The organism is Nonomuraea endophytica (assembly GCF_014203235.1).
Taxonomy (GTDB): domain Bacteria; phylum Actinomycetota; class Actinomycetes; order Streptosporangiales; family Streptosporangiaceae; genus Nonomuraea; species Nonomuraea endophytica.
The window spans coordinates 1-12065 of record NZ_JACHIN010000029.1 but is presented as its reverse complement, the minus strand read 5'-3'; the positions used below and the strand labels follow the sequence as shown (position 1 = coordinate 12065).

Here is a 12065-nt window from a genome sequence, read left to right as displayed (position 1 = left end):
AGATCTGCTGAGGAGTTCCGCACCCGTGTCCCTCGTCGCCCACAGCCTCGACGTGATCCGCAGGTACCAGTCGTCCAGCGGGGCCTACCCGGCCTCGCCGTCCTTCTCCGCCTACCAGGGCTTCTCCTGGTTGCGCGACGGCGCGTTCATCGCCGAGGGGGTGAGCAGGCACGGCGACGCCGACGGCGCCGCCGCCTTCCACCGCTGGTCGGCGGGGGTCATCGCGGACCGCGCCGGGCAGGTCGAGTCGCTGGTCTCCCGCGAGGGCCCGATCCCGCCCGGCGACATGCTGCCCACCCGCTTCACCCTCGACGGGCTCAACGGCGACGACGGGTGGTGGGACTTCCAGCTCGACGGCTACGGCACCTGGCTGTGGGCGCTGGCCGAGCACACCCGCCGCCACGGCGCGGTGCCGGAGACCGAGAAGGGCGTGCGCACCGCCGCGCGCTACCTGTCGGCCTTCTGGGCGCTGCCCTGTTACGACTGGTGGGAGGAGCACGTCGAGCAGCGGCACGTCGCCACGCTCGGCTCCATCCACGCCGGTCTGCGCGCCGCGCGGGCGCTCGGCGTGCTCTCCCCCGCAGAGGGTACGGCCGCCGCCGAAGCCGTGGCCGGGATCGAGGCGCTCGTGTCGGCCGAAGGCGTCGTGGACGGACGGCTGCGCAAGTGGCTGGGCAGCGACGCGGTGGACGGCAGCCTGCTGGCCTGCGTGGAGCCGTTCGGTCTCTACCCTGCCGATCACCCGGTCGGCGCGGCCACGGTCGCCGAGGTGGAGCGGCAACTGGCCCGCGACGGCGGCGTCTACCGCTACCTGAAGGACACCTTCTACGGCGGCGGCCGCTGGGTGCTGCTGGCCGGGTTCCTCGGCTGGAACCACGCACGGGCCGGACGGCCGGAAGAGGCCCGCCGCTACCTGGACTGGATGGCCGCCCAGGCCACCCCGTCCGGCGACCTGCCCGAGCAGGTGTCGGACCTGCCGCTGGCCCCGGAGTACGAGCAGGAGTGGCTGGACCGCTGGGGCACCGTGGCCACGCCGCTGCTGTGGTCGCACGGGATGTACCTGATCCTCGCCGACGAGCTGGGAGTCTCCGCATGATCCGCCACCGGCCCTTCGGCTCCGGCCACCCGTACGCGCTGACCGAGGACCAGCGGGTGCCCGCGTCGCCGCTCGCCGGTGAGGCGGTCGAGCTGCGGGTGCGCGCCTCGGCCAAGGTCACCTCGCTGGTGTGCGAGTGGCACGAGGAAGGCGCATCCGCGACCAGCCTCACGCTGACCCGCACGGGCGGCACCCAGCCCGCCGACGCCCAATCGGGTGACGCCCAACCCGACGGGGGGCATCTGGCCGCCGCTCAGGCGAGGGCGGCGCGGGCAGCGGCGGGGTCGTGGAGTGTCACCACCCCGGCGCTGGAGGCCGGCCGGCGGTACCGCTACCGGTTCCTGGCGCGGCTGGCGGACGGCGGCAGCCGTTCGAGCAAGTGGTTCGAGGTGACGGCGGCGGTCTGGTCGGAGGGCGGCGGGAAGCTGCACGGCGAGCGGATCGTGCCCGGCAGCGTGCGGTGGCTGAGCGACGGTGACGGCGTGCGGCGGGTGCGGTTCGAGCTGGAGCTGGGCCGCGGCGAGCACGTCGTCGGGTTCGGTGAGCGCTTCGACGCCGTGGACCAGCGCGGGCGCGCGCTGGACGCGGTGGTGTTCGAGCAGTACAAGGCGCAGGGCGAGCATGGCAGGACCTATCTGCCGATGCCGTTCGCCCTGGTGGTGGGCGGGCTCGGCTGGGGCTTCCACGTGGTCACCAGCCGCCGCACCTGGTACGAGATCGGCGACACGATCCGGGTCGAGGCCGAGGTCGGGCCCGAGGCGGAGCTGACCGTGCGCACCTATGACGGCGGCCCCGCCGAGGTGCTCGACGCCTTCCTGGACGACGTGGGGCGGCCGGTCGAGCTGCCCGCGTGGGTGTTCAGGCTCTGGGCCAGCGGCAACGAGTGGAACACGCAGCAGCGGGTGATGGCCGAGATGGACCTTCACCGCGAGCACGACATCCCGGTGGGCGCGCTGGTCATCGAGGCGTGGAGCGACGAGAGCACGTTCACCGCCTTCCGCGGCGCCGCATACGAGCCGGCCGAGGAGCCGCACCGCTACGCCGACTACACCTTCCCGGCCGACGGCCCGTGGCCCGACCCCAAGGGCATGGTCGACGAGCTGCACGAGCGCGGCGTGAAGGTGCTGCTGTGGCAGATCCCGCTGCAGAAGACCCGCCCGCACCCGCGCCATCAGGCGGCGGTGGACGCGCGGCAGCTCACCGAGCGCGGCTACGGCGTGAAGGAGGCCGACGGGCGGCCCTACCGCAACCGCGGCTGGTGGTTCCCGCTGGCGCTGATGCCGGACCTGTCCTCGCCCGAGGTGCGGGACTGGTGGACGGCCAAGCGCCGCTACCTGGTCGAGGAGGTCGGCGTCGACGGCTTCAAGACCGACGGCGGCGAGCACGCGTGGGGCCACGACCTGCGCTACGCCGACGGCCGCTCGGGCGCTGAGGGCAACGGGCTGTTCCCCGTGCACTACGCGCGGGCGTTCGGGGATCTGCTGCGGGCCTCCGGCAAGGCGCCGGTGACGTTCAGCAGGGCCGGGTTCACCGGGTCGCAGCCGCACGGCGCGTTCTGGGCCGGGGACGAGGACTCGACCTGGCAGGCGTTCCGGAACTCGATCCGAGCCGGGATCACCGCCTCCGCCTGCGGGATCGTCTACTGGGGGTGGGATCTGGCCGGGTTCTCCGGGGAGGTGCCGGGGGCCGAGCTCTATCTCAGGGCGGCGGGGACCTCGTGCTTCATGCCGATCATGCAGTATCACTCGGAGTTCAACCACCACCGCACGCCGAGCCGGGATCGCACGCCGTGGAACGTGGCAGAGCGCACCGGTGACGAGCGGGTGCTGCCGGTCTTCCGCGGGTTCGCGCATCTGCGGGAGCGGCTGGTGCCGTACCTGGTGGAGGAGGCGCGCAAGGCGGTCGGCGGCGGCGCGCCGCTGATGCGGGGGCTGTTCTTCGACCACCCGGACGACCCGGCGATCTGGCGCTTCCCGCTGCAGTACAAGCTGGGGGACGCGTTGCTGGTCGCGCCGGTCACCGAGCCTGACATTTCGGAAATCTCGGTCTATCTACCTGAAGGCGCGTGGGTCGACGTCTGGACCGGCACGCGCCTCGACGGCGGGCAGGAGGTCACGTTGCCCGCTCCCCTCGACCGCCCGCCCGTGCTCTGCTCCGCCGAGCGCTGGCCCGAGCTCTCCGCCGTCTTCTCCGTCTGAGAGGTGCACCACCCGTGATCCGCTTACGGTCGGGCGTCGTCGTCGCGGCGATCGTCCTGCTTGCCTCACTCGTCACCGTCCCCGCGTACGCCATCGACGGTGTCTTCCACAACCCGACCGGCATCGACGACCTGTACTCCAGCGAGCCGCACGAGCGCACCCCGCGCGACCCGATGGCCGGGGAGGCGGTGACGGTCAAGGCGACCACCTGGCCGATCGAGCCCGGCCAGACCGTCTGGGCCACCTGGACCAAGAACGGCGTCAACCAGACGCCGGTCGGCGCCGCCTGGGACTACAACAGCGGCAACAACAGCTACTGGAAGATCAACCTGGGCAGCTTCGCCCGCGGCGACAAGATCAGCTACACCGTCAACGCCGACGTGAACGGGGGCGGGCAGAAGACCGTCGGCCCGTTCGCGTTCACCGTCACCTCGTGGAGCTCGCCGACCAACGTCACCGGCTTCACCAACAACGGCACCTCGGTCGACGTCACGACCGGTGACAGCGTGGGCGACCTCACGCCGAAGATCCGCTTCGCCTTCCCGGCCGCCGAGCGCTTCCGCACCCAGGTCGCGCCGAACGGCCAGGGCCTGAACATCTCCGGCACCTCCGGCTACACGGTCTCCGACTCGGCCGGCACGCTGACGATCTCCACCAGCGCGATGGTGCTGAAGATCCAGAAGTCGCCGTACCGGGTGTCGGTCTACAAGTCCGACGGCACCACGCTGATCACCCGCCAGGACGCGGCGAACCTGCGCTGGGCCAGTGACGGCGCCACGACCGTGACCAAGATCGAGGACGCGTTCAGCTCGCCTTCCGGCGAGCGCTTCGAGGGGTACGGCGAGCGCTACGACCGCCTCGACCAGCGCGGCACCGAGATCCACAACTACGTCTACAACCAGTACCGCGACCAGGGCGCCACCCGGCGCACCTACCTGAGCGTGCCCTTCTTCCTGAACTCCGCCGGCTACGGCCTCTACGTGAACACCAGCCGCTACGCCCGCTTCGCCCCCGGCGACCGGGCCGCCTTCACCGTGGACACCGGCGGCGCCCTGAACTCCACGCTCGACTACCACCTCTTCACCGGCACCCCGGCGAAGATCGTGGACGACTACACGGCGGTCACCGGCCGCCCGCAGCTGCCGCCCAAGTGGGCGTTCGGCGTGTGGATGTCGGCCAACGAGTGGAACACGCAGGCCGAGGTGGAGAGCGAGCTCGACAAGGTCACCACGAACAAGATCCCGCACACCGCCCTGGTGCTGGAGCAGTGGAGCGACGAGGCCACGTTCTACGTCTGGCACGGCGCCACGTACACGCCGACGCCCGGCAGCGGCAAGCTCTCCTACGCCAACCTGAGCTTCCCCGCCGGCACCGCCTGGCAGAACCCCAAGGCCATGGTCACCAACGCCCACAACAAGGGCGTCAAGGTGATCCTCTGGCAGATCCCGGTGCTGAAGGAGAACTTCGACAGCAACCCGCCGACCGCCCCGCAGCAGCACCTTAACGACAGGGCCTACGCGCAGGCGCAGAACTACGTCGTGAAGAACCCGACCAACGGCCCGTACCGCATCCCGACCGGTCAGTGGTTCGGCGACAGCACGGTGCCCGACTTCACCAGCGCGGCGGCGACCAGCTGGTGGATGAGCAAGCGCGACTACCTCATGGACGAGGTGGGCATCGACGGCTTCAAGACCGACGGCAGCGAGGCGATCTTCGGCAGGGGCGTGCAGTTCGCCGACGGCCGCAAGGGCGACGAGATGCACAACGCCTACCCCAACAGCTACACCCAGGCTTACAACGCCTACGTCAAGGGCAAGAACGCGCAGAACACGATCTTCAGCCGGGCCGGGACCGCGGGCGCCCAATCCAACTCGATCTTCTGGGCCGGTGACCAGAACTCCAGCTTCCCCGCCTTCCAGGAGGCGGTGCGGGCGATGATCTCGGCTGGGCAGTCGGGCGTGCCGTACACGGCGTGGGACCTGGCCGGCTTCACCGGCGACTTCCCGAGCGCGGAGCTGTATCTGCGCAGCTCGGCGCAGGCGGTGTTCTCGCCGGTCATGCAGTATCACTCGGAGAAGGCCAACCCGTCGGTCTCCGAGGCGCGCACGCCGTGGAACGTACAGGCGCGCACCGGCAACACCACGGTGGTGCCGACCTTCCGCAAGTTCGCCAACGTGCGGATGAACCTGATCCCCTACCTCTACACCGAGGCCAAGGCCAGCTCGGTCACCGGCGCTCCGATGATGCGCGCGATGAGCTACTCCTTCCCCGGTGACGCGACGGCCGCGCAGCAGGACCAGCAGTACATGTTCGGCTCGCAGCTGCTCGTGGCGCCGGTCACCGCGCAGGGGGCCTCGTCCAGGAACGTCTACCTGCCCGCGGGCGAGTGGTACGACCTGTGGAACGGCGGGCGCTTCACCGGACCCGGCACCAAGTCCTACACCGCCGGGCTGGACACGATCCCGGTCTACGCCAAGCCGGGGGCGATCATCCCGCTGAACCTCAACGCGGACTACGAGCTGGGCGGCGAGATCGGCAACAGCGTCTCCAACTACACCAACCTCGCCTTCCGGATCTATCCGGCGGGGTCCACCTCGTACTCGTATTTCGAGGATTCGGCGGGCGTGAGCCGTACCATCTCCAGCGCCGAGAACTGGGGCGCGCACACGGCCACGGTCACGGTCCCCGCGCTGACCACCACCAGCACGCTGCAGGTGGCCTCCACCAAGCCCACCACGGTCACCGGCGCCACGGCGCGCGCCACGCTCGCCGACCTCAAGGCGGCCTCCGAGGGCTGGTGGTGGGACCCGGTCCAGCAGCTCACGCACGTCAAGCTGGCCAGTGCCGCCGGCAACCGCACGATCGTGCTGAACGGCGTGGACAAGGCCGCCTACGAGGCCGAGTTCGCCGCCGGGACCGGCACGAGCACCAACAACGACCACCCCGGCTACACCGGCACCGGCTTCGTGGACGGCTTCGCCCAGGCGGGCGACGCGGTCACCTTCCAGGTGAAGGCGGACGCGGCGGGCAGCCACCAGCTGAAGTTCCGCTACTCCACGACCGTCGCGGCCACCCGCACCGTCTACGTGGACGGCGTCTCGGCCGGCACCCTGTCGCTGCCCGCGCAGCCGAACTGGGACACCTGGGGCACGGCCACGCTCCCGGTCAGCCTGACCGCGGGCGCCCACACCATCAAGATCGAATACGCGAGCAACGGGATCAACCTCGACAACCTGGTGGTGGCCCGGCCATGAGACGCTCACGGATCCTCCTGACCGTGTTCATTACCGTGCTGCTGGCCCCGCTGCTCATCGCCCTGCCCGCGCAGGCGGCGGTGCAGCGGGTCCAGTTCACCAGCGGCTCGACCTACCTGATCGTGGAGTTCCTCGAAGACGACCTGGTGCACTTCGAACTGGCCAACGGCACCAGCCCGGGGACCGGCGCGCCGCTGTTCACCACGCCGCAGATCGCCAAGAAGGACTACACCGGCCCCACCAGCTTCAACCAGTCGGGCAACACGCTCACCACGGCCGCGATGAAGGTCGAGGTCACCCCCGGCACGCTGTGCGTGAAGGTCTCCGACCCCACCCGTCAGCTGTACGAGGCCTGCCCCCGCAACCTGGGCCAGGCGTGGAAGGGCCTGAGCCTGACCAAGGGCCAGATCCAGAACGCCTACGGCCTCGGCGAGCAGTTCTTCATGGGCGGCAGCGCCGACGGCGACTGGGTGGGGCGCACCCGCACCCCCGGCGGCCAGTACGGCAACGCCATGGCCTACGACACCGACAACGGCCCGGTCGGCAACGCCCAGATCCCGGTGCTGTTCGCGGTAGGCGCGAGCAACCTCAACTACGGCCTCCTGCTCGACCAGGTCTACAAGCAGGAGTGGAACCTGACCGGCGACCCCTGGACGGTCGACACCTGGGGCGACCAGCTCAGGTGGTACACGATGACCGGCGCCGACCTGCCCGACCTGCGCAAGGACTACCTGGAGCTGACCGGCCGCCCGCCGGTGCCGCCGAAGAAGGCGCTGGGCCTGTGGGTGTCGGAGTTCGGCTACGACAACTGGGCCGAGATCGACAACCGGCTCACCGGCCTGCGGACGGCGAAGTTCCCGGTGGACGGCTTCGTGCTGGACCTGCCGTGGTTCGGCGGGGTGACCGCCGGTTCCGACAACACCCGCATGGGCTCACTTTCCTGGGATACATCCGCCTTCCCCAACCCATCCACCGCTATTTCCGATTATCAGGCGAACAAGGGCATCGGCCTGATGACCATCGAGGAGTCCTACATCGGCAAGAACTTGCCGGAGCACTCCGACATGGCCACCCGCGGCTACCTCAACCGGGCGGGCTGCGCGACCTGCGCCCCCTCCTACCTCACCACCAACGACTGGTGGGGCCGCGGCGGCATGATCGACTGGACTCAGGACGCCGCCGGAGACTACTGGCACACCACCAAGCGCAAGCCGCTGATCGACCAGGGCGTCCAGGGCCACTGGCTCGACCTCGGCGAGCCCGAGATGTACGACGCCGGCGACTGGACCGCCGGAGTCCTGCCCGGCAAGCACGCCCACGCCGACTACCACAACGTCTACAACCTCAAGTGGGCCGAGAGCATCGCCCGCGGCTACGCGAGCGGCACCACCAAGCGCCCCTTCCTGCTGGCCCGCTCCGGCGCCGCCGGCATGCAGCGCCACGGCGTCGCCATGTGGTCGGCCGACATCGGCTCGAAGCTGACCGCGCTGGCCCAGCAGCAGAACGTCCAGATGCACATGTCGATGTCCGGCATCGACTACTTCGGCTCCGACATCGGCGGCTTCCGCCGCGAGATGCTCGACTCCGACCTCAACGAGCTCTACACGCAGTGGCTGGCCAACGGCGCCTGGTTCGAGGTGCCGGTCCGCCCGCACACCGAGAACCTGTGCAACTGCGCGCAGACCTCCCCCGACAAGATCGGCCACGTGGCCAGCAACCTCGCCAACCTCCGCCAGAGGTACGAGCTCACGCCCTACTACTACTCGCTCGCGCACCGGGCCAACCGGACCGGCGAGCCGCTGGTGCCGCCGCTGGTCTACCACTACCAGAACGACCCGAACGTGCGGGAAATGGGCAGCGAGAAGCTCATCGGCCGCGACCTTCTCGTCGGCGTCGTGGCCGGCAAGAACGAGCGAAAGAGAAACATGTACCTGCCCGCGGGGACATGGTTCGACTACCGCACGGGCGAGAAGCTGACCAGCACCGGCCAGTGGTTCAACGACCGGCCGCTGTGGGTCGGCGGCGAGTTCCGGCTGCCCGCCTTCGCCAGGGCGGGGGCGATCATCCCCAAGATGTTCGTGGACGACAAGACCATGAACGTGCTGGGCAGGCGGACCGACGCCACCACCCGCGACGAGCTGGTCGCCCGGGTGTACGCCGATCCGGCGGCCTCGAACTTCACCCTCTACGAGGATGACGGGGCCACCACCGCCTACCAGGGCGGGGCCGTACGGACGACACTGCTCGGACAGCAGGTCAGCGGCTCGACCGCGACCGTCACGGTGGCCGCGTCCAGCGGCACCTACACGGGCGCGCCGGCCGCGCGGCGCAACGTCGTCGAGCTGGTCACCGACACCCAGGCGTCGGCGGTCACGCTGAACGGCACGCCGCTCACCCAGCACGCGAACAAGGCCGCCTTCGACGCGGCCGCGAGCGGCTGGTACAACGCGGGCGGCAACCTCGTCGTGGCCAAGTCGGCGAGCGTGAGCGTCACCACGGCCAAGACGTTCGCGTTCACGCTCGGCCAGGCGCCGGTGTCGGTGACGTTCTCCTGCGCCAACGGCACCACCACGCCCGGCCAGTCCGTCTACGCCGTGGGCGGCGTCCCGCAGCTGGGCGACTGGTCGGTCGCGAGCGCCGTCAAGCTGTCGCCGACGGCGTACCCGACCTGGACCGGCACGATCGGCAAGCTCCCGCCGAACACCCCGGTCGAGTGGAAGTGCGTCAAGCGCCAGGAGGCGGGTTTCCCGGACACCGCCGACCAGTGGCAACCGGGCGCCAACAGCGCCTTCACCACCCCCGCCACCGGCAGCGGCGGGACCACCACCGGCGCGTTCTGAACAATGCGGGCGCTCCCCTCTTCCGGGGGGCGCCCGCTTCTTGATTCGTGCGTGGCGGGCAGGCGCCGGTGTTAGCGTGGAAGACGTGCTCGGCGCGGGGACCACACTCAACGATCGCTACCAGCTGACCACCCTGATCGGTGGTGGCGGCATGGGCGAGGTCTGGCGTGCCACCGACACGGTCCTCGGCCGCGAGGTCGCGCTCAAGGTGCTCACGCCGGCCCTGAGCGAGAACGCCACCTTCGCCCAGCGCTTCCAGAACGAGGCGCGGGCCATGGCCACCCTGCGCCACCCCGGCGTCGTCGACGTCTACGACTACGGCCTGGCCAGGGTCGGCGAGCGCACGCTGAGCTACCTGGTGATGGAATACGTCGAGGGCGAGTCGCTCGACCGGGCGCTCGACCGCGAGCCGCTCACCCCCGCCCACACGATGCGGCTGGTCGCCGAGGTGGCCGACGCACTGTCGGCGGCCCACGCGCAGGGCATCGTGCATCGCGACGTCAAGCCGGGCAACCTGCTGCTGCGGCCCGACGGCCGGGTGGCGCTGACCGACTTCGGCATCGCCCACTCGGTCTCGGCAGGACAGCTCACCGCCACCGGCGCCATGCTCTGCTCGGCCGGCTACTGCGCGCCGGAGATGGCCACCGCCAGCGACGTCACGCCCGCCGTCGACGTCTACGCGCTGGGCGTGGTGGCCTACGAGTGCCTGACGGGGCGGCTGCCGTTCGACGGCGACACCCCCGTGCAGATCATCTACAAGCACCTGCACCAGTCGCCGCCCACGCTGCCCGACGACATCCCGCCGGGCCCGCGCGCCGTGGTGGCCAGGGCGCTGGAGAAGACGCCCGACCGGCGCTGGGCCTCGGCCGCCGACATGGGCGAGGCCGCGCGCCGGGCGCTGGCCGACCCGCACGCGTCGCCCGCGCCGCGCCGCCGCCGGGCGCTGATCGGCGCGCTGACCGTGTCGGTCGCGGTGCTGGCCACGGCGGCCGTGGTGGGCTCTCTCTGGTTGCGCCCGGTGACGCCGCTGGAGCAGCAGAGCATCCTGCCGCCCGGCAGCAACGCCACGGTGGCGCCGCCGACCGAGCGCGAGCCGGTCAAGGGCAAGCCGGCGCTGCCGCCGGCCAAGACCTCGCCCAGCCCCAAGCCCACCCCGACGGCCACGAACGAGCCGGAGCCGACCCCGACGAAGCCGACCCCCACGGTCACTCCCACCGCCGAGCCGACCCCGACCGCGGAGCCCACGCCCACGGCCGAGCCCACGACGCCCGGGCCGGAGGAGCCGACCGTCGAACCGACCGGTCAGCCGGGCGAGATTCAGTGCGTCCGCGAGCCCTGCCCGTCGTGATGGAAGGTGCTCGACTTCGGGTTCTGATCTGTCCAGTGCATATCCATGACAGCTAGTGCATCGCTCCGGGCCCTCGCGGACCATCTCTAAGCTTGCAGGGTGACCGTCAGAACAGACCGCGCGCTCCCTGGTCCCGGGGCGACGCGGGTGGTTTCCGAGCCGTGAGAGAGTGATCGCGTGGATACGACTCGTGACCTGCTTGTCGCGCTGGCCCACCGCTATGCCTTCGCCGACCTCGGCGCGCTCGCCTCGGACGAGGAGGTGGCCGCCGTGTGCGAGTTCGGGCAGCGGCTGCTCTCCCTGGACGCCGAGGACTTCGCCGTCGAGGCGAGAGGCGTGCCGGCCGACCTGAAGCGCCGGGCGCGAGCCTGCCACATGCCGCAGACGCCCCGTGAGACGCCGCGCGGCGCCCTGGAGTCGCTGCGCCCCGCCTACGGCCTGCTGCTTGAGGTCATCGCGATCCGGTGGCACCGGCGCGAGTTGAGCCCGATGATCGCCGCGGTGCACATCGCCAGCGAATACCTCCCGCTGCTGGCCTTCGAGCCGCAGCTCGGCCACGCGGGCGACCCGGCGCGCTGGCCGGACGGGCTGAGCGCCGACGGCAGCAGGTTCGGCGTGATCGGCGACCGCGACTGCGACCACACCAAGTCCGAGCAGTCGGCGACCAACCGCACGCTGCGGGTGGCCAGTGAGCCGCCCGAGGGCTGGCGGGCCTACTTCGACCGCCAGCACAGCCAGGTCGCCGGCGCGCTCGCGGTGTGCGTGGCCACCTGCCGCAAGCCCTGCACGGCCATGGACTGGATCGCTCCCGAGCCGCGCCGCGAGCTCGGCACCCGCGCCCGCAGCGCGCTCGCCTTCGCCGAGACCCCGCTGGTACGGCTGCGCCACGCCGCCCCGGTGGGCCACGGCTTCGGCGTGCCCTCGCCCGAGGAGGTGCTCGACGCGTGGGAGCGCAGCCGGGCGGCGCTCGACAAGAACGACGTCGGGGCGGCGGCACTGAAGGACGACGGCTTCCCGCTGCCGGGCCTGCCCTCGTTGTTCTCCGCGATCGCCGACCACCCGATCGCGCCCGCGACCCTGCTGAAGGGCGTCAGCGACCACGTGGCCGGGCTGCTGGTCCGGGGATAGCAGGACCGGGTGCGCAGGGCTGCTGGCCCAGGGGTGGCAGGACCGGGCGTGCAGGGGTGATCAGGCCGGGGTAGCAGGGATCAGGTGCGCGGGGGTGATCAAGCCGGGGGTAGCAGGGATCAGGTGCGCGGGGGTGATCAAGCCGGGGGTAGCAGGGATCAGGTGCGCGGGGGTGATCAAGCCGGGGGTAGCAGGGATCAG

The 12065-nt window shown here is 71.0% G+C and carries 6 protein-coding genes; all 6 read left to right on the top strand.

What is annotated here, in order from left to right; all coding sequences use genetic code 11:
* Positions 1–25 precede the first annotated feature (25 nt).
* The 6 genes from HNR40_RS51870 to HNR40_RS51845 all read left to right on the top strand — a co-directional run bounded on the left by HNR40_RS51870 (position 26) and on the right by HNR40_RS51845 (position 11864).
* Positions 26–1096: a glycoside hydrolase family 15 protein gene (locus tag HNR40_RS51870; RefSeq protein ID WP_184975991.1), complete on the top strand. Its 1071-nt coding sequence runs from the start codon at positions 26–28 to the stop codon at positions 1094–1096.
* Entirely contained in the window at positions 1093–3294 is a 2202-nt protein-coding gene (locus HNR40_RS51865) for a glycoside hydrolase family 31 protein (RefSeq protein WP_184975988.1), read from the top strand. Before HNR40_RS51870 ends, HNR40_RS51865 begins: the two co-directional genes overlap by 4 nt.
* 14 nt (positions 3295–3308) lie before the next feature.
* The gene (locus tag HNR40_RS51860; RefSeq protein ID WP_221341881.1) at positions 3309–6548 is read left to right on the top strand and encodes a TIM-barrel domain-containing protein; all 3240 of its coding nucleotides are present in this window, start codon (positions 3309–3311) and stop codon (positions 6546–6548) included.
* Positions 6545–9388: a TIM-barrel domain-containing protein gene (locus HNR40_RS51855; protein ID WP_184975985.1), complete on the top strand. Its 2844-nt coding sequence runs from the start codon at positions 6545–6547 to the stop codon at positions 9386–9388. The genes HNR40_RS51860 and HNR40_RS51855 overlap by 4 nt, the downstream gene beginning before the upstream one ends.
* A gap of 76 nt (positions 9389–9464) precedes the next feature.
* Positions 9465–10736 carry a serine/threonine-protein kinase gene (locus tag HNR40_RS51850; RefSeq protein WP_221341880.1) on the top strand — a complete coding sequence of 424 codons (1272 nt, stop codon included), beginning with the start codon at positions 9465–9467 and terminating at the stop codon, positions 10734–10736.
* Between the two features lie 177 nt (positions 10737–10913).
* The gene (locus tag HNR40_RS51845) at positions 10914–11864 is read left to right on the top strand and encodes a hypothetical protein (RefSeq protein WP_184975981.1); all 951 of its coding nucleotides are present in this window, start codon (positions 10914–10916) and stop codon (positions 11862–11864) included.
* Positions 11865–12065 lie beyond the last annotated feature (201 nt).